Raw genomic sequence first — 17,082 nt, 5'->3', positions numbered from 1 at the left:
GCGGGCCCCATGGACCAGCACAGCAGAGACATTGAAGAGCCACAGGACGGCCAGGACCAGGCAGTGGCGCCAGGTGGCATTGTCGTTGGAGTGGACGGTTCAGAGCACGGACAATGTGCCTTGGTTTGGGCCGCACGCGAGGCCGAGCGCCGTCAGCTGCCGCTTCACATCGTGACGGCCTACTCCGTGCCCATCTTTGCCGCGTCAGGCCTGGATGGTGGCTACGCAACCGTGGATGATTCGGTGATTCGCGAAGGCGCGGACGCGATCATCAAGCAGGCCTTGGACAAGGTTTCCGGTTACGCCATCGACGTCGACGCTTCCGTGGAAAACGGCGACGCTGCCGGTGTTTTGCTGGATCTCTCGGAAGACGCCGCACTCCTCGTTTCCGGAAGCCGGGGCCGCGGTGGCTTTGTGGGACGCCTTTTGGGCTCTGTGAGCAGTGCGTTGCCCGCCCACGCCAAGTGCCCCACGGTTACTGTCCCGTTGTACTGCGCCGACAGGCTGGGCGAAAACACGGAGGACAAGCACATCAAGGCCGAGCACGCCAAAGCCGGGTCCCGCACCGTGGAGAACGTGGTTGCGGTAGGTGTGGATGGCTCCGAGCAAGCCCGTGTGGCAGTGCTTGAGGCAGCCGAGCAAGCACAACGTATGGGAGCAAAGCTCCGCGTCATTTGCGCCGTACCGCAGTACAGCGGGTCTTTGGCCTGGGTGCCGGCGCCATTGGACCGCGACGCCCTCTTTGCCGACATCAGGGTTCAGCTCGACGCCGGGGTGGCGTGGCTCAGGAGCCACTTCCCGCAGTTGGCCATTGAGACTGACCTCCGGGACGGCTCTCCGGTGGACGTGCTGGTGGAAACAAGCCGCAGCGTCGAGTTGGTGGTGCTGGGAACACGTGGCCGCGGTGGTTTCGCGGGCATGCTCCTGGGTTCCACCTCGGACGGCGTACTGCACCATGCAAAGGGACCAGTGCTGGTTGTCCCTGACCGTGAAGACCCACGGCTTGCTGACCGTGACAAGTTCGGCCCCATGCTCGGGGCAGCGTAGGGGAGCGGAACCTGCATCGCCATGGAAGGTCAGGAGACCGGGGAACAGCAGCAGGATCGGCACGTCACAGACGCGCACGGCTCCCTGTTCATTCTGGACATCGCCGGAATCCGGGGGCCAATGCTCCCGGAGGTGGGTGGCAAGGGAGCCAACCTTGGTGAGCTGGCCGGTGCCGGCCTGCCAGTACCGCCCGGCTTCTGCCTGACCACCGCGGCTTACCGTTACGCCTTGTCCGCTATTGGTTTGGATAAGGTCTTTGCGGCATTGAAAGGGACCTCTGCCTCCCAGCTGGACCAGTTGAACGGGCTTGCCGCAGATGCCCGGTCTCTGGTGCTCGAGGCCGGCCTCCCTGCCGTCATCTCCGAAGCGGTGCGGGCCGCCTACAGGCAGTTGGGAGACAATGTCCCCGTCGCCGTCAGGTCTTCTGCCACCGCCGAGGACCTGGCTTTCGCGAGTTTCGCCGGCCAGCAGGACACTTTCCTGAATGTCGTTGGCGTGGAGTCGGTTCTGGACGCGGTGAGCCGCTGCTGGGCTTCGCTGTGGACAGACCGTGCGGTGACCTACAGGACCACCAACGGGATCGATCACGCATCGGTCACCCTGGCTGTGGTGGTGCAGGAGATGGTGGATTCAGCAATCGCTGGGGTTATGTTCACTGCAAACCCCGTGACGGGAAACCGGCACGAGACAGTGATTGACGCCAGCCCGGGCCTGGGAGAGGCCGTGGTTTCCGGGGCCGTGAATCCGGATCAGTACGTTGTTGACGTTCGCCACAACGCCATTGTGAAAAGGGCCGTCGGGGACAGGCAAGTGGAGATCAGGCCAATCCCTGGAGGCGGCACGGAACGCCTTGAACGGGCCACTGGATCCGGGCGGGACGGGCAGGAGGATCCACAGCCCTGCCTCAGTGATCATCAGATTTTGGCGCTCGCGGACTTGGGCCGGAAGGTCCAAATCCATTACGGGGCCCCGCAGGACACTGAATGGGCCATCGATCAAGACGGAAAACTATGGCTAACGCAAGCCAGGCCCATCACTACCTTGTACCCGCAAACCACGCGAACCCCTCCTGCACCCGGAGAGCACGCCTTCCTGAACTTCAGCCTCGCCCAAGGACTGACCAGACCCCTCACGCCCATGGGCCTGGCCGGCATCCGGCTCATTGCCTCCTCGGTAGCCAGGACAGCCGCATTCGACGTCCCCGATCCCCGCTCCGGACCGCCGCCGTATTACGAGGCCGGGCAGCGCATCTTTTTCGACCTCACGGCTGTAGTGCGGAGCAGGGTGGGGCGTGCGATCGTGCCCCGCGTTTTCGACGTCATGGAGGCCCGCTCGGCCACCCTGATACGTGGCCTCTTTGACGATCCTCGCTTTAGGGTGACGTCAAGGACGCCCTTGAAGCTGATTCGCCACATAGCTCCCGTCGCGGCCAGGTACCGCGTCCCGGAGTCACTGTTCCGTGGACTGTTCCGCCCGGCTTCAGCCATGAAACGGGTGGAGAGGCTCGGAGTGGACCTGCGGGCCGCCTTGGCCGTCCCGCCTCAAGCTACGCCCCACCAGAGGATCGGCCACGTCCAGCGGATCCTCGGCCAAGAGCTGTTCGCCACGGTTCCGCAGGTGTTGCCCTTGCCCGCGCTCGGCTTCGCCATGCTGGCCTTGGTTGGCCGCCTGTTGGGAGACCAGGCTCCCAAGGGGGAACTGCAGGCTGTGATCCGCGGTCTGCCCAACAACGTCACCACGGAGATGGACCTGGCCTTGTGGCAGCTCGCCTCCCGGATTCGGAAGGACACCGACGCCGTTGCCTCCATGGCAGGCTCCACGGCAGCAGAATTGGCCGGGCAGTACCGAAACGGTGAGCTCCCGGCAGTTGCCCAGGCCGGATTGACTTCATTCCTGGCCATGTTCGGTCACCGGGCCGTGGCCGAGATCGATCTCGGCATGCCCCGCTGGTCAGATGACCCCACCCACATTCTTGGCGTCGTTACCAACTATTTGAGGCTGGCCGAAAGTGCTGAGGCGCCTGACCAACAGTTCGCGCGGGCAGCCCACGAGGCTGATGAACAGATTGCACGGTTCATCGCCCGTGCCCGGTTGAAGAGCCCGTTGCACGCGGCCGTGGTGCGCATGGCATTGGACCGGACACGGAGATTCGCGGGCCTGCGCGAGTTACCCAAGTACAACCTGGTTCTGGGGCTCTCAGCTGCACGAAAGCAGTTGCTCCTTGTCGGGGAGGAACTTGCCGCCGCCCAGCGGATCGAACATCCCCGGGACATTTTCTTCCTGGATCTCGATGAAGCCGAGACAGCATTGGCCGGAGATGACCTCAAAGGGCTGGTCGCTGAGCGCCGGGAAGCCTACCAGCAAGAACTGCGGAGGCGGCATATACCGCGTGTGCTCTTGTCTGACGGGACCGAACCCGAAGCCGCACCCCGGAACGCCGGTATCCAGCGCCCTGGCACTTTGTCCGGCAGTCCGGCGTCGGCGGGGCGGGTCACAGCGCCTGCGCGCGTCATCATGGACCCCGTTGGTGCGCACCTGGAGCCCGGAGAAATCCTCGTCGCACCCTCAACTGATCCCGGCTGGACCCCGTTGTTCCTCACGGCCGGTGGGCTGGTCATGGAGATGGGCGGACCCAACTCCCACGGAGCCGTGGTGGCCAGGGAGTACGGCATCCCTGCTGTTGTTGGGGTTCCGGATGCTACGTCGCGTCTGGCCACCGGCCAGCGCGTCACCGTGGACGGGGCCGCCGGGACGGTCAGCGTTGAAAGCCCCGCTGGCGGGGCAGGCTAGGCATGCTGGTGTGACTCGTGTTCGGAGTGGCTCACCGGCTCCAACTGGAACGTGCAATGCTCAGTATCGAAGTGCCGGCCAAGGCAAGACCCCAGCTGGTCAAGGATGCTGTCCGCACCGCTGGCGTTGAGGACGTCGTCCTCCACCACAACATGTGCCGAGAACACCGGAACGCCGGAGGTGATGGTCCAGATATGGATGTCGTGGGCTTCCACCACACCGTCCACGGCCAGGATGTGCTCGCGGATCATGTTCACGTCCACGCCCTTCGGGGTGGCTTCCAGGAGGACGTCCACCACATCGCGAAGCAGGTGCCAGGCGCGGGGGATGATCATCACCGCGATCAAAACTGAGGCGATGGGGTCCGCAGCGCTGAAACCGGTTGTCATGATCACAATTGCCGCAATGATGACAGCGATGGAACCCAGGAGGTCGCCAAGGACTTCAAGGTAGGCGCCGCGGACGTTGAGGCTTTCCTTTTGTGCGCCCTGCAGGATCAGGAGCGAGACAAGGTTGGCCACGGCACCCAGGATGGCCGCCCACAGCATGACGTCCGTATGGATCTCCGGGGACTCTCCGAAGCGGCGGATCGCCTCGATCATGATCACTACAGCGATCACAATGAGGATCAACGCATTGGCCAAGGCCGCCAGGACCTCGGCCCGCTGGTATCCGTACGTCCGTTGGTCACTGGCCGGGCGGGTGGCAATCCAGGCCGCCATCAGGGCGATGAATACACCGGCGGCATCCGAGAGCATGTGGCCTGCGTCTGCCAGCAGTGCCAACGATCCGGAGACGACGGCGCCGATCACCTGGATGCCCACCACCCCCAAGGTGATGGCGAGGACGGCAATAAGCCGCTTCCGGTGCTTGCCGGTTGCTGTGACTCCGTGGGAGTGGTTGTGGTCGTGCCCCATGTCTATAAGGCTAGCCCCAGCCGAGTTCGTGCAAGCGATCGTCGTCAATCCCGAAGTGGTGTGCGATCTCGTGGACCACCGTGATGGCCACTTCGTCAATGACTTCCTCACGCGTACTGCAAATGTCCAGAATCGGCTGCCTGAAGATGGTGATCCGGTCAGGAAGGGAGCCGGCCTCCCACCAGGAATCGCGTTCGGTCAGGGGCACGCCTTCGTAAAGGCCCAGCAGCACGGTATCCGGATTTTCACCCGGTTGGGGTGTGTAGTCGTCTTCAATGAAAATGGCTACGTTGTCCATGGCGCTGGCCGCCTTGGGCGGGATCAGCTGGAGGGCATCGCTCACTGCTTCTTCGAATTCCTCGGCAGACATGTCGAAAGGCCGGGCGACGCCGTCCGCATAGGCCTCGTCCACAGGCGTCTGCTCAACCGGGCTATGGACCGCGTTGCGTTCCCGCAGGGGCGATGATGGGCGCTCGCCGTCCGGAACAATGGGCAAGCCGGGTGGAAGATTCGCGGGCATAATCCGACTTTAGTCCGCCCAGGCATCATCGGCGCCGTGTGTGATGAGAGATACTGAAAGTCAATCCTCTTCGACAGACACAGGAACCGCATGACCGGCACCTCTTCCCTCGCGCCTGAACCCCTTGACGTCGTCGTTGTCGGCGAGGCGTTGATCGACATTGTGGAGTCCTCCGAAGGCCAGGTGGAGTACCCCGGCGGTTCTCCGGCCAACGTCGCCTTCGGCCTGGGCCGCCTGGACGTCAAAACGGGCCTGCTGACGGCCATTGGACGCGATACCCGTGGCGATGCCATTGCAGCACATCTGCACAGTGCCGGAGTGGTGCTGCTGCCCGGATCCATGTCAGCAGGCAAGACCGCGACGGCGACCGCCCGGATAGCTGCCGACGGTTCGGCTGACTACACCTTCGACATCGACTGGAAATTGGCTCCGCTCGCCCTGCCGTACGCGCCGAGGATCCTGCACACGGGCTCCATCGCCACGTTCCTCGAGCCTGGCGCAAGCGTTGTCCGGAGCCTGCTGGAGCAAGCGCAAGGCGGTTGCATGGTCACGTACGATCCCAACATCCGCGCGGACCTCCTCGGCAGCCATCAGGAAGCCCTGGCGCTCTTTGAGGAGATCGTGCCGCTGACCGACGTCGTAAAGCTCAGCGGCACCGATGCCCGATGGCTGTACCCGGGCAAGGCTCTTGAGGACACGGCCAAACACCTCCTCGCCCTGGGGGCCGGGTTGGTTGTGGTCACCCAAGGCGTCCAGGGTTCGCTCATGGCCACCCGGCACATCCAGCTCAACGTCCCAGCCGTCCCGGCCACGGTGGCGGACACCATTGGTGCCGGGGACTCCTACATGGCAGCGCTCATCATGGGCCTGCTGCTGCGCGGCAGCGACGGGTTGGCCCCCACCGTCATGGAGCGGATCGGCACCATTGCCTCCATGGCGGCATCCATCGCCGTCGGACGTCCTGGCGCCAACCCGCCCACACACCGCGAACTACTGGTGGGAATGGCCCGCTAACGGAGCGGCTGGCGGGTCCGCTAACGGGACGGCTGGCGGGTCCGGCGACGGGTCAGGCCCACGCCGATCAGGCACACCACGCCGCCGATCAGCCCCCAGATCGTGGGGACTTCCTGAAGGACAGCCCAGGAAATCAGGATGGTGGTGCCCGGAACCAGGTAGGTGGTGGCAGCCAGCTTCCCTGCCGAGATCAGGGACAACGCGTACGCCCACGTGGTGAAGGCGATGGCTGTGGGGAAGATCCCCAGATACACCAGTCCCAGGGTTGCCGGCAGCGGTGCCGCCTGGACCTCGGAAATCAACTGCCCGGTCCAAGGCAGGCAGCAGATTGCCCCCACCATGATTCCGAACCACGTCGCCTGTCCAGCGGTGAACTTCCTCAGCACGGGTTTCTGCAGGATCGCGCTCACAGAGGCGAGCACAGCGGCAAGCAGGCACAACAGCACACCGGCGACGTCCGCCGTCGAGCGCTGGCCGGAGCCCAACGCGATCATCGCGACCCCGCAGAACGCAACACCGCTGCCGATCAGGAGCCACCGCGGGAAACCCTCCTTGAGGAAGATTCCAGCGAGGATTGCGATCAGGATGGGGGAGACATTGATGAGCATGGCGCTGGTGCCGGCGTCGAGCACGTGCTCCGCAGCGTTCAAGGCAACGTTGTAGCCGCCGAACCACATCACTCCATACGCAACGATCGGCAACCATTCCCGGCCGCGTGGCCAGACCTTCAGGGTGGGCAGCACCACGATTCCAAGCACGACGGCGGCCACCACCAACCGTCCCAACGTCAAGGAGCCGGGGGAGAAGCTGGGGCCCACTGCGCGGATGCCCACGAACGCGGAGGCCCAGAGGACGACGGTGACGATCACGGCGGCAATGCCGAGTTTGCTGATGGCTGCTCCCGGCGCGGGGGTGATGCGCTGGGGCAGGTCCGGGGAGGGCTGGCCGGGTTCGGCCGGGGTGGTGGTTGTCATAGAGCCAAATCTAGCCGCCGCCGGGCCGACGCGGCTGGCGGTTTTCGGACGCGTCAGGGCAAGATCCTGCCAAAATTCCACGGCCGCCCCTCCCAGGGTCTTCCTGCCTGCTCGCGAGGGGCGGGTTCTCGGCTCTTTGGGTGTCTCTTAGGGTTGGGATCCAGCCCCTCGGCGGGGTTTGAGTTGGGGTCTAGGTGCTCGGCAAATCCTCGATTTGGGAATATCGCCATCTATGCTCTAAAGTTTTAGAGTCCAGTTCGGACGAGCGAGACACGGAAAGAACGCGTAAGCGTCGCTTTTGTTTTGTGAAATCCGAATTGAGTTCAGGCCCCCATCGTCTAGCGGCCTAGGACACCGCCCTTTCACGGCGGCGGCACGGGTTCGAATCCCGTTGGGGGTACGCAAGGAAGTGGTAAACCGGATGAAAAAAGTCTGGTAAGCTAGAAGCCTTGAAAAAAACGCGGTAGAGATACTGCAAACGCAAGGCCCTGTAGCGCAGTTGGTTAGCGCGCCGCCCTGTCACGGCGGAGGTCGCGGGTTCAAGTCCCGTCAGGGTCGCTCTGAGCGCCGAAGAAATTCGGTTCTCAAGGTGACATGTCACCTAGGCTCTGTAGCTCAGTTGGTAGAGCGTTCGACTGAAAATCGAAAGGTCACCGGATCGACGCCGGTCGGAGCCACCAGCTAGAACCCTCGGTTATCCGGGGGTTTTTTGCTTTAACATTCGCGCCTCCGGCCGAAGCCCCTTGGAATTTTAGCGGGCATCCCAAGCGCCGGCTTTTGATACCGAGCATCTCAATTGGCCGCTTCGATGCTCGTTAGCTTAATCACTCCTTCCAAACTGCCCTCCAAGCTGCCGATGGATTCTGGAGTCTGGCACCCTTCTCGCTTGAGGTGGATTGCTCGTAAGCCAGCGTTGCGGGCGCCTGCGATGTCGGTGAGGTAGTTGTCGCCTACGTACAGGGTCGCTGCCGGCTGCACACCCATGCTGCGGCAGGGCAGGAGGAAGGCCCTTGCGTCCGGCTTGGCGAAACCAGTGAGCTCTGAGCTGAAGACGCTGTCAATGAGCCGCTCAAGGCCGATTCTCCTGATCTTGGAGACTTGCTGCTGGTGATTCCCGTTGGTAATGACACCAACCGGGATACCGATGGAGCGCAAGTGCTGCAGGGCGGGCACGGCGTCGGGAAATGCGGCCCAGGCTTGCTCGTAGTTCTCAAGATAGACCGCGAACAGCGCGTCGAGGGTGGTGTCCGAGGGGGGAATGGAGTCTCCGGCGAGCGGAAGAAACTGGCGAAGCCGTTCGCGGCGTTGTTGGTGGAAAGTAGATTCTCCACCAGGAAGCGGTCGTAGCGAGGTAAATCCTGGCCTTCCACCTCCCACTTATTCCTGCAACGAATCCCGCTGCCTCCGATTGGCTGAGCCAAGCTATTGACGCCTCCAATTCCCCATGACACTATGATGACCACATCTTGATACCGGTATCAACTTGTTTCAACCGTCTCAGGTCGTCATACGAAAGGACCATCCGTGCTTGGCTTCAAAGAAGAGGAATTCCTCACGCAGACCCGCAGCGCACTGGCACTGCAGGGGCAGATCGAATCGGTGGTTGATTCCATCCAGCAGCATGGGATGACCAACCTGTTCCTTATCGGTGCAGGTGGAACCTATGCCGCGATGCTGCCGTACGAGCACTTCATCCGGTCCCGCTCCACCTTGCCGGTCCGTGCGTCCATCGGCAAAGAGCTGATGTTGACCGAGGATCCCACATTCGGCCCCGGCTCCGTAGCTGTCTTCGCCTCAGTCTCGGGCACCACGGAAGACGTTATCGAGGCCATCGAGTTCGCTAAGGCCAAGGGCGCCTACACCATCGGCTTCACGGGTTTCGGTGACAGCCCGTTCGCCAAAGCCCTGGACGTCGCCTTGGTTACCGAACCCAAAACCTGGCCGTTCGATATCCCCATGATTCTCCTGAGCACCCGGCTTCTCGCCGTGCGGGATGAATTTGAAGGGTATGAGGAACTGGCCGCAGAACTGCAGACCGTTCCCGAAGGCCTGGTCGGCGTCGCCCGCCAAGCAGAATCAGTGGCTGAAGCGTTCGCTGAGAAGAACAAGGACGCTGACTACCATTTCCTTGTGGGCACCGGGAATCTGTGGGGCCTCACCTACCTGTATTCCATGTGCATCCTCGAAGAAATGCAGTGGCTCCGGACCACCCGCGTGCATGGTGCGGAGTTCTTCCACGGATCCCTTGAACTCATTGAGGAAGACACCAGCCTCATGCTGCTCATGGGCGAAGACGAGACGCGCCCGCTGATGGACCGTGTGGCCAAATTCGCCGAAAACTACAACAAGAACACCACTCTTCTGGACAGCAAGGCCTACGAACTTCCAGGCGTTAGCCCGCGGTTCCGCGCACTCCTGTCTCCGTTGGTCCTGGACACGGTACTCGACCGTTTCAGCAAGCACCTCGAACGCGTCCGCAACCACTCCCTGGATCTCCGCCGCTATTACCGCGTGGTCGAGTACTAACCCAGAAGCGCACCCGGGAGGGGCTTAGGGCAATGCGCTGCGGGCCCGGCCCTCCCCGGGCCCGCAGCTTCGAGACAGGAAGAGTATGAAAGTAATCGGTTTCGGGGACAACATTGTGGACCGTTTTCTCGACCGCAAAGTGATGTACCCCGGGGGGAACTGCGTCAACGTTGCGGTTTTTGCCCGACGGATGGGCGTTGAATCCGGCTACCTCGGCGTCTTTGGCTCGGACTCCTTGGGCGCATTTGTCCACGATGCCATTGATGCAGAAGGCGTCGATACAAGCCAGTGCGTCATCCGCGATGGCCTCAACGGTGTCACTGAAATCAAAGTTGTGGACGGTGACAGGGTTTTCCTTGGCTGGAACGAAGGTGGCGTCACCACAAGTGATCCTTTCGTGCTTGAGGATGAACACCTCCGGTACCTGGCCTCGGCCGACTTGGTGCATTCGAGCGTCTACTCCGCTTCCGAAAGCCAGTTGCCTGCCCTGCGCAACGCCGGGACGCTGGTCAGTTTCGACTACTCATCCGAGCCGGAACGTAGGACGGACGCCTATTTGGCGCAGACGGGGCCCTACGTGGACCTTGCACTTTTGTCGTGCGGAAACATGACCGTTGCCGCCGTCGAAAGTGACCTTAAACGCGTCCACGCAGCGGGCGTTTCGCTTGCGGTCGGGACGCGCGGCCAGTCGGGCGCAATGATGTACGACGGCGAACGCTTCCTGACGCAGGCGGCGGCACCTACCGATCCGCTCCGGTTTGCGGACACGATGGGTTGCGGTGATGCTTTCCTGGCGGGACTCGTGGTCAGTCTGTTGGGTTCGGGTTGGAGTCGATCGCGTCGGCCACCGGTTGAGGAGTGTCAAAAAGCCTTGGCCAGAGGTGCGCGGTCCGCCGCTGCCCAGTGCTATGTGGAGGGCGCCTTCGGTTACGGCCGGGCAGTCGAGGTAGCTAGCAGCCGTCCAGGTAACTACCAGCCGGCCAGGTAACTACTAGGATCTGATGCAGAGACGAATCAACGCAGGAGACCGCAAACGCGGATTCCACAACTGAAGGGGGCCGGATGGCGACGGATCATCAGAACCACCCGGCTGCCCCGACCATCACTGAGGTGGCAGCAGCCGCCGGCGTGGGCAGGGCGACGGTTGCCCGGACCCTGGGGAACTATGGGTCGGTCAGCGAAGCCACACGGGCCAAGGTGATGCGTGCGGCCGAGAAATTGGGCTATCAGCCGAATACGTTGGCCCGAAGCATGACCACGGGGGTCACCAAAACCCTTGGAATCGTGCTGGCTGATGTGGCCAACCCGTTCTTCTCGGGAGTGCTTAAAGGCATTTCGGAAACCGCCAAAACGGCCGGCTACGATGCCATCATCCTCAGCACTGACGAGAAGCTTGAGCTGGAGCGCGACGCGATCGCCGTCTTGCTGGCAAAGCAAGTGGATGGCCTCGTTGTGGCTTCAGCTGCGGGGCGAAGTGATGACGTCTCGCATCTGTCCAATGCCATTGATCGAGGAACCCCGGTGGTTCTTATCGACCGCCTGGTGGACAAACTGGAGACGGACTCGGTGGTGATCGATAACCGGGAGGCCGCGAGGTCTGCCGTTGCTTCGCTCATTCAGAATGGTCATCGGCGCATAGCATTCGCGTGGGGGCCGGTGACCCTGAGCCCGGCGACGGACTTGAAGCAGATGCACAGCATTCTGGACGAAGCGCTCTGGAGTGACGGCGAGCGGTTGAGGGGTTACCTCGACGCGCTCGAGGAGGCCGGGATTCCTTTTGACACTGCTCTCATCACCCACGTTTTGAAGAATGAGGGCCAAGCCGCGCGGGCTGTCAGTGGAATGCTCGCCCTCGCGGACCCGCCCACGGCAATCTTCACTACCGAGACTGAGGCAACTGTGGGGGCGCTGCACTCCTTGCGCGCCAAAAACCTGCGCCTGCTCAAGGATGTCTCGCTGATCGGGTTCGATGACAGCCCGTGGGCTGCCGTCATGGAACCGCCGCTGACCATGATCCAGCAGCCTATGCGTCAGATGGGAGTGGTTGCTTCCCAGCAGCTCATTGCCAGGATTGACGGCGATACGTCTGCCCCAAAGAAGCACGTCCTGCCTTCGCTGTTGGTAGCCCGCTCGTCGGATGGCCCGGTGCGGGCCGCCAGCGGCGAATAGAAATTTCCCGCCCCTAATTTTCTCCGCTCTCTTCCCCGGTGCCTCAAATCATGATTCACTGTGGTACCGGTATCACATGTTTCACCCCCAAGTCCCATCAAGAGTTACCCCTTCAGCCCGTACCCGAGTTCATCCCAACGGCGGGCATAACTTTCCTACTCCCCTTGAGGAGTCCCGGCTGATCGGCCCTTCGACCGAAAGAAGAACTGATGCGTAAAAGCACCCAATCACTGATGGCATTGCTGGCCGGCGCCGCATTGGCGCTTACCGGTTGTTCCGACGGCGGCAGCCAGCCCGCCGCTGCCTTGGATCCCAACGCTGCCCCGCAGTACACCGGGACCCTCAGCATCCTCACGAAGTTTGGCGGAGACCCGCTTGAGCCCTACTTCGAGGACCTGGCAGCGGAGTACAAGAAGCTGCACCCGGAGGTTTCCTTCGACCTCATCCAGGAGACGGACCAGAGCATCAAGGACAAGACCAAGACGCTGACTGCGTCACAGGCCATGCCCGACATCTACTTCACCTGGGCCGGCAGCTGGGCCAACAACTTCATTGACGGAGGCCTCGCAGCAGACCTGACCCCGGTCATTGCCCCCGGTACCGAGTGGGGAAACAACTTCGGAGAGTCCGCCCTCAAGGCGTTCGCGAAGGACGGGAAGTACTATGCGGTACCCCTCTACAACAACGGCAAGTTCATGGGCTACAACCAGCGCATCTTCAAAGAACTGGGACTGACCCCGCCGTCCACTTTCGACGAGCTCATCTCATCGTGCTCTGTACTCAAGGGAGCCGGCTACGAGCCGATCTCGTTTGGAAACAAGGACGGCTGGCCGGGCCTGCACTACCTGCAGCAACTCTTCGCCTACGAGGTACCCGCCGAAACGCTGCAAGGGGATTTCAGCCCTTCAACAGCCAAGCTCGAGGACAAGGGTTACCTCAAGGCCATGGACCAGTTCACCACCCTGGTCAAGGAGTGCACCGGCAGCGGCAAGGATTCGAACGGTGTTCTCTACACCACGGCGCAGCAGGCACTGGCTGAGGGGAAGTCCGGTATGTACTACCAGGAGATCCTCGAATTCGACTCCACCGCCTCCGCCGATTCGAAGCTCAAGCAGGATGGTTTGGGCATTTTCAAGCTTCCGGCGGCAGCAGACGCCAAGGGCGATCCGAAGGCCATTGAAGGTTCCCCGGAGGGTTACATCATCAATGCGCGTTCCAAGAACGCCGCGCTTGCCGCTGACTTCATGAAATTCGCTACCAACAGCCAGAACGCTGCCAAGCTCTCCGCTCCGCCGTACGGGCAGCCCAGCGCCGTCAAAGGTGCGGTTTCCACCGAGAACTCCTCAGGGCCTGTGATCGAGGGCATCAAGCAGGTAAACGAAGCATCTGCGGCCATCACCTGGCTGGACTCCGTTACTGTTCCTGCAGTCGCTGACGCCTGGTTGGCCGGTGGGGAAGCCCTGGTGGCCGGAACCCAGACCCCGGACCAGGTACTTGCCTCCGTCCGGGCCGCTTCCAGTGCAGCGAAGTAGCAAGGGACGCCATGACTGTTTCGCATACTGACTGGAAGCCTGCGGCGCCGCCCACGGCGCCCGTTTCCGCCGGAAACTCCAAGGGTCGCAAACCCAGGTCTGTCCAGGGTCCCCGCTGGCGCAATGTGGTGTGGGTGCTGCCGGCAGTCCTGCTGCTGGGCGTGTTCGCGTACTTGCCCCTGGTGCAGAATCTTGGGTTCAGCTTCCTCAAGTGGGATATCTACAGTGGCCGCCAGACCTTTGTGGGTGCGGACAACTACGTGCGGATGTTCAATGACCCCATCTTCTGGAAGTCACTCCTCAACAACTCGCTGTACGCGGTCATCTCAATCGCCTTCCAAGTATTCGGGGCGGTGATCCTCGCCGCGATGATCGAGGGACTGCGGAGCCAGCGGTGGAAGGGGATCCTCCGGGCCGTGTACTTTGTACCGTCCGCAATCTCCCTGACAGTTGCCGGCCTCCTGTTCTACTTCATCTACGAACCCGAGATGGGTATCCTCAACGCCGCCTTGGATTTCCTGGGCCTTGGAAACTTCACCCAAGCCTGGCTGGGACAGGAAAACACGGCGATCTTTGCCATCATCGCCATGAGCCAATGGCAGGGCTTTGGATACTGCACGCTTCTCTTCTCGGTGGCGCTTCAGCGCATCCCTTCCGAACTGTATGAAGCTGCGTCCATCGACGGCGTTGGACCCTTCCAGAGGTTCTTTTCGATTTCCTTGCCGCTTGTCAGGGAAATGACCGGCCTGATGATGATTGTCACCGTCTCCGGAGCCTTCCAAGTGTTCAACGAAGTCATGGTGATGACCAGCGGAGGGCCGAACAATTCCAGCCAGGTCCTTGGTACATGGCTCTACAGGAGCGGATTCGTCCGCAATGACTTTGGTTATGCGGCCGCCGTCGCTACCGCCGTCTTCATCATCACCCTGGTCCTGGCAGTCGTCCAGCTACGTATCTCCAAGAAAAAGAGGGTCCAATGGTGACGCGCTCAGCCCTGCTGTTGGTACTCGGACGGGTCCTCGTCAAAGCCTTCCTGATTGCCCTGGCCGTCGTCGTCGTTTATCCCTTGATCTGGATGCTGCTGAACGGTGTGAAGTCCAACTCCGAGCTGTTCTCCAATCCGTTCGCACTGCCCATTGCGTGGAAATGGGACAACTACATCACTGCATGGAATCGAGGGGTGGGCGACTACCTCACCACCAGTGTCCTGGTGACCGTTGCGTCCACCATCGCGACAGTATTCATCAGCGCATGGGCGGCCTACGGACTGACCAGGGTGAACATCCCCTTCAACAGGGTGGTGCTCATTCTCATCCTGGGCGGCCTGATGCTCGCTCCCACGGTGGCCCTGATCCCTTTGGTGAAGATGTTCCAGAGCCTGGGGCTCTACAACAATCTCTGGGCGTTGCTCATCCTGTACACGGCATTTCGGGTTCCCTTCACAACTTTCCTTATCAGGGCTTACATGATGGACCTGCCCGCGGAGGTGGATGAAGCCGCATCCGTGGATGGAGCGTCGAAGGCCCGCGCCTTTTGGCAGGTTATTCTGCCTATGTGTAAGCCGATCCTGGTCTCGACTGTTCTCTTGAATATTCTGTTCACCTGGAACGAGTACTTGTTCGCCATGGTCTTCACCAGCGGGGGAGCGCTGCAAACCCTGCCAGTGGGGCTCACCAACTTGATGTCCAAGCACGGTACGGACTATCCCGTGGTGTTCGCGGGTATGGCTATCGCGGCAATTCCGGTGATTGTGCTCTTCTTCGCCGGACAGCGGTACTTCATCCGTGGACTCGCCGACGGAGTTGGTAAGTAGTTATGAGCGGGATGGGTTTACTGCGCTTGGACCAGGTTGGTGGATCGAACTTCGCCTATCAGCACCACACCTTTGAGCGGTGCCTCGATGACATGGTCGAACTGGGAAGGACCGAGGTGGAGCTTTGGGGAATTGCCCCGCACCTTTACATTCCACAAGCTGATTCTGCACACCTGCTGAAAGTCAGACGACAGCTGCGGGAGCGGGAGCTTGCAGTCAATTGCCTTACCCTCGAACAGGTGGCCTACCCCGTCAATATTGCCTCCGGGGAGAAATGGCTAAGAGATCAAAGCGTTCAGTTGTTCTTGCGGGCCGCGGAAGTGTGCAGCGAGCTGGAGTCGCCTCTGTTGTTCCTGACAGCGGGACGAGGCTACGAGGACCAGCCGGTTGAGGCGGCGTGGGCGAGGTCCGTCGAAGCCCTGCAGACTATCACCCAGCGCGCTGCCGAACTTGGTGTGAACTGTGTCCTTGAGCCCCTTCAGCGTGTTGAGTCGAACCTGGTCACTGATGTCGGTTCCCTCCGGTCAATGCTCGACGACGTCGGATCCCCGGCTTTGGGGGTGGTGGTCGACACCGTTGCCATGGCAGCGGCAGGGGAAAGCGTCACGGACTATGCCAAGGCCTTCGGCAAAGCTATCCGACACGTTCATTTGATTGACGGTACTCCCACCGGGCACTTGGCGTGGGGTGATGGTTTCCTGGATCTCAGTGAGATCCTGCGCGACCTAAGCCGGCTGAATTACAGCGGGGCCCTGACGTTTGAACTCTTTGGAGACGGCTCCTACTCATTGGAGCCCCGCGCCGCGGTATCCAAGTGCCTCGAAGCTGTTGCGGCCAGCCTGACGGCGATCTCGTCCTAGCCGGACTTTGCGCCGGGGCAGCCCCAGGAGTTGGGGTTTTCCTGGCAGGTGTCGGCGACGAGTGCTCTTTGTGTTTTCCAGACTTGGATGGTTTGGGCTGGTGTGGTGAGGTTCAGGGTTCCGTTGATGGGTAGGGGTGGGCCGTTGTTGACGGAGTAGGTGCCGGTGAAGCTGGTGGTGAGGGTGGCCTGGTAGTTGCCGGTTTCTGTGTAGCTGTGGCTGGTGCGTGTTTGGGTGTTGAGCCATTGGGTTTCGGGGATGGAGTATCCGGCTGCTGGTGTTGGTCCGAGGCTTGTGCCGTCACCGAAGGCGTAGGTGTAGTTGGCCGGTGTTGCGGTGAGGTGGACTGCTTGGCCGAGGATGGTGAGGTTGAAGTCTTGTTCTCCTGTGGTGGTGTAGAAGTTGGTGGGTGCGCCTTTGAGGGTGTGGGGGAAGGGTTGGGCTTGGAGGGTTCCGGGGTTGATGGGTAGTTGTTGGAAGTCGTTGAGGATCCGGGCTGCGATGTTGGCCAGGACGTTCTCGGGTTGGGCCGCGTAGAGGCAGGTGGGTCCGGTGACGGGGATCCAGTCGGTCCAGCCTGGGTTGGTGATGGCTTTGGGGGCTTCCTTCCAGATGACCGGGGTGCCTGCTTCGGTGTTGGTTTCGGTGGCGGGGCATTCGAGGGCATCGCATCCGGGGTCCTTGGTGTCGGGCCCATCGGCGCGGCAGTGGGTGTCGGCCATGTACTGGTTTGGGTCCTCGGTTTCGGTCGAGGTTGATGTTGAGCTGAGGCTCGGAGACGACGTGCCCGTGGCTGGATCGAACTCCCATCGGGATCCAACGTCTATGGCGCCGGCTGCTTTGTTGGTTGAAGCCCAATCTTCATGCCCAACGGAATCGGTGGGCATTGAAGCAGCTGTCAAGGCAGAGATCAGCGCGAC

General features: G+C 61.7%; 15 protein-coding genes and 3 tRNA genes. 13 read left to right on the top strand and 5 right to left on the bottom strand.

Annotated features, from left to right (window positions below; genetic code table 11):
- Positions 1-9 precede the first annotated feature (9 nt).
- Both AC6JA3_RS19540 and AC6JA3_RS19535 read left to right on the top strand, forming a co-directional pair.
- Positions 10-1,047, top strand: coding sequence for a universal stress protein (locus AC6JA3_RS19540; protein WP_026547473.1), 1,038 nt, complete (start codon positions 10-12; stop codon positions 1,045-1,047).
- 21 nt (positions 1,048-1,068) lie between these two features.
- On the top strand, positions 1,069-3,837 hold the full coding sequence (locus AC6JA3_RS19535) for a PEP/pyruvate-binding domain-containing protein (RefSeq protein ID WP_347782029.1): 2,769 nt from the start codon (positions 1,069-1,071) through the stop codon (positions 3,835-3,837).
- Here the strand turns inward: AC6JA3_RS19535 and AC6JA3_RS19530 are convergent.
- Positions 3,834-4,754 carry a cation diffusion facilitator family transporter gene (locus AC6JA3_RS19530; RefSeq protein WP_347782028.1) on the bottom strand — a complete coding sequence of 307 codons (921 nt, stop codon included), beginning with the start codon at positions 4,752-4,754 and terminating at the stop codon, positions 3,834-3,836. The genes AC6JA3_RS19535 and AC6JA3_RS19530 overlap by 4 nt on opposite strands.
- Positions 4,755-4,764: 10 nt before the next feature.
- Positions 4,765-5,274: a metallopeptidase family protein gene (locus AC6JA3_RS19525; RefSeq protein ID WP_026547475.1), complete on the bottom strand. Its 510-nt coding sequence runs from the start codon at positions 5,272-5,274 to the stop codon at positions 4,765-4,767.
- 90 nt (positions 5,275-5,364) lie between these two features.
- Here AC6JA3_RS19525 and AC6JA3_RS19520 point away from each other — a divergent pair, with 90 nt between their 5' ends.
- Positions 5,365-6,288 carry a carbohydrate kinase family protein gene (locus AC6JA3_RS19520; protein ID WP_026547476.1) on the top strand — a complete coding sequence of 308 codons (924 nt, stop codon included), beginning with the start codon at positions 5,365-5,367 and terminating at the stop codon, positions 6,286-6,288.
- A 20-nt stretch (positions 6,289-6,308) separates the two neighbouring features.
- On the opposite strand, the gene AC6JA3_RS19515 is transcribed toward AC6JA3_RS19520, so the two are convergent.
- A complete protein-coding gene (locus tag AC6JA3_RS19515; protein ID WP_347782027.1) occupies positions 6,309-7,262 on the bottom strand; it encodes a DMT family transporter in 954 nt (317 codons plus the stop codon).
- A gap of 327 nt (positions 7,263-7,589) precedes the next feature.
- Here AC6JA3_RS19515 and AC6JA3_RS19510 point away from each other — a divergent pair.
- The 3 genes from AC6JA3_RS19510 to AC6JA3_RS19500 all read left to right on the top strand — a co-directional run bounded on the left by AC6JA3_RS19510 (position 7,590) and on the right by AC6JA3_RS19500 (position 7,942).
- Positions 7,590-7,662 (top strand) — tRNA-Glu (locus tag AC6JA3_RS19510).
- Positions 7,663-7,746: 84 nt separating this feature from the next.
- Positions 7,747-7,820, top strand: a tRNA-Asp gene (locus tag AC6JA3_RS19505).
- A 46-nt stretch (positions 7,821-7,866) separates the two neighbouring features.
- Positions 7,867-7,942 (top strand) — tRNA-Phe (locus tag AC6JA3_RS19500).
- Between the two features lie 112 nt (positions 7,943-8,054).
- On the opposite strand, the gene AC6JA3_RS19495 is transcribed toward AC6JA3_RS19500, so the two are convergent.
- Positions 8,055-8,639: an HAD family hydrolase gene (locus tag AC6JA3_RS19495; protein ID WP_347782026.1), complete on the bottom strand. Its 585-nt coding sequence runs from the start codon at positions 8,637-8,639 to the stop codon at positions 8,055-8,057.
- A gap of 147 nt (positions 8,640-8,786) precedes the next feature.
- Between AC6JA3_RS19495 and AC6JA3_RS19490 the strand changes: the two genes are divergently transcribed.
- The 7 genes from AC6JA3_RS19490 (at position 8,787) to AC6JA3_RS19460 (ending at position 16,162) form a co-directional block, all read left to right on the top strand.
- Positions 8,787-9,788 carry an SIS domain-containing protein gene (locus AC6JA3_RS19490; protein ID WP_497920529.1) on the top strand — a complete coding sequence of 334 codons (1,002 nt, stop codon included), beginning with the start codon at positions 8,787-8,789 and terminating at the stop codon, positions 9,786-9,788.
- An 85-nt stretch (positions 9,789-9,873) separates the two neighbouring features.
- Positions 9,874-10,776 carry a PfkB family carbohydrate kinase gene (locus AC6JA3_RS19485; RefSeq protein ID WP_347782024.1) on the top strand — a complete coding sequence of 301 codons (903 nt, stop codon included), beginning with the start codon at positions 9,874-9,876 and terminating at the stop codon, positions 10,774-10,776.
- A 74-nt stretch (positions 10,777-10,850) separates the two neighbouring features.
- Positions 10,851-11,957: a LacI family DNA-binding transcriptional regulator gene (locus AC6JA3_RS19480; protein ID WP_347782022.1), complete on the top strand. Its 1,107-nt coding sequence runs from the start codon at positions 10,851-10,853 to the stop codon at positions 11,955-11,957.
- Positions 11,958-12,166: 209 nt separating this feature from the next.
- A complete protein-coding gene (locus AC6JA3_RS19475) occupies positions 12,167-13,489 on the top strand; it encodes an ABC transporter substrate-binding protein (RefSeq protein ID WP_026542056.1) in 1,323 nt (440 codons plus the stop codon).
- An 11-nt stretch (positions 13,490-13,500) separates the two neighbouring features.
- Positions 13,501-14,472, top strand: coding sequence for a carbohydrate ABC transporter permease (locus tag AC6JA3_RS19470; protein ID WP_223944501.1), 972 nt, complete (start codon positions 13,501-13,503; stop codon positions 14,470-14,472).
- On the top strand, positions 14,466-15,302 hold the full coding sequence (locus AC6JA3_RS19465; RefSeq protein WP_347782020.1) for a carbohydrate ABC transporter permease: 837 nt from the start codon (positions 14,466-14,468) through the stop codon (positions 15,300-15,302). The genes AC6JA3_RS19470 and AC6JA3_RS19465 overlap by 7 nt, the downstream gene beginning before the upstream one ends.
- Before the next feature lie 11 nt (positions 15,303-15,313).
- Positions 15,314-16,162 (top strand): sugar phosphate isomerase/epimerase family protein, encoded by an 849-nt coding sequence (locus AC6JA3_RS19460; protein ID WP_347782019.1) that lies wholly within the window; start codon positions 15,314-15,316, stop codon positions 16,160-16,162.
- Here the strand turns inward: AC6JA3_RS19460 and AC6JA3_RS19455 are convergent.
- The gene (locus tag AC6JA3_RS19455; RefSeq protein WP_497920528.1) at positions 16,159-17,049 is read right to left on the bottom strand and encodes a hypothetical protein; all 891 of its coding nucleotides are present in this window, start codon (positions 17,047-17,049) and stop codon (positions 16,159-16,161) included. The two genes, AC6JA3_RS19460 and AC6JA3_RS19455, sit on opposite strands and share 4 nt — an antisense overlap.
- Positions 17,050-17,082 lie beyond the last annotated feature (33 nt).

Source organism: Arthrobacter sp. TmtSoilC79, assembly GCF_059739405.1.
The sequence above is the reverse complement of the archived record's forward strand: the minus strand, read 5'-3'. Positions and strand labels throughout refer to the sequence as shown.

Bases quoted from the DNA above. Each gene is read 5' to 3' on its own strand.
- AC6JA3_RS19535 (WP_347782029.1), top strand. From the start codon at position 1,069: ATGGAAGGTCAGGAGACCGGGGAACAGCAGCAGGATCGGCACGTCACA.
- AC6JA3_RS19515 (WP_347782027.1), bottom strand. From the start codon at position 7,262: ATGACAACCACCACCCCGGCCGAACCCGGCCAGCCCTCCCCGGACCTG.
- AC6JA3_RS19480 (WP_347782022.1), top strand. From the start codon at position 10,851: ATGGCGACGGATCATCAGAACCACCCGGCTGCCCCGACCATCACTGAG.
- AC6JA3_RS19470 (WP_223944501.1), top strand. From the start codon at position 13,501: ATGACTGTTTCGCATACTGACTGGAAGCCTGCGGCGCCGCCCACGGCG.
- AC6JA3_RS19525 (WP_026547475.1), bottom strand. From the start codon at position 5,274: ATGCCCGCGAATCTTCCACCCGGCTTGCCCATTGTTCCGGACGGCGAG.
- AC6JA3_RS19540 (WP_026547473.1), top strand. From the start codon at position 10: ATGGACCAGCACAGCAGAGACATTGAAGAGCCACAGGACGGCCAGGAC.
- AC6JA3_RS19455 (WP_497920528.1), bottom strand. From the start codon at position 17,049: ATGCCCACCGATTCCGTTGGGCATGAAGATTGGGCTTCAACCAACAAA.
- AC6JA3_RS19520 (WP_026547476.1), top strand. From the start codon at position 5,365: ATGACCGGCACCTCTTCCCTCGCGCCTGAACCCCTTGACGTCGTCGTT.
- AC6JA3_RS19475 (WP_026542056.1), top strand. From the start codon at position 12,167: ATGCGTAAAAGCACCCAATCACTGATGGCATTGCTGGCCGGCGCCGCA.
- AC6JA3_RS19460 (WP_347782019.1), top strand. From the start codon at position 15,314: ATGGGTTTACTGCGCTTGGACCAGGTTGGTGGATCGAACTTCGCCTAT.
- AC6JA3_RS19485 (WP_347782024.1), top strand. From the start codon at position 9,874: ATGAAAGTAATCGGTTTCGGGGACAACATTGTGGACCGTTTTCTCGAC.
- AC6JA3_RS19530 (WP_347782028.1), bottom strand. From the start codon at position 4,754: ATGGGGCACGACCACAACCACTCCCACGGAGTCACAGCAACCGGCAAG.
- AC6JA3_RS19465 (WP_347782020.1), top strand. From the start codon at position 14,466: ATGGTGACGCGCTCAGCCCTGCTGTTGGTACTCGGACGGGTCCTCGTC.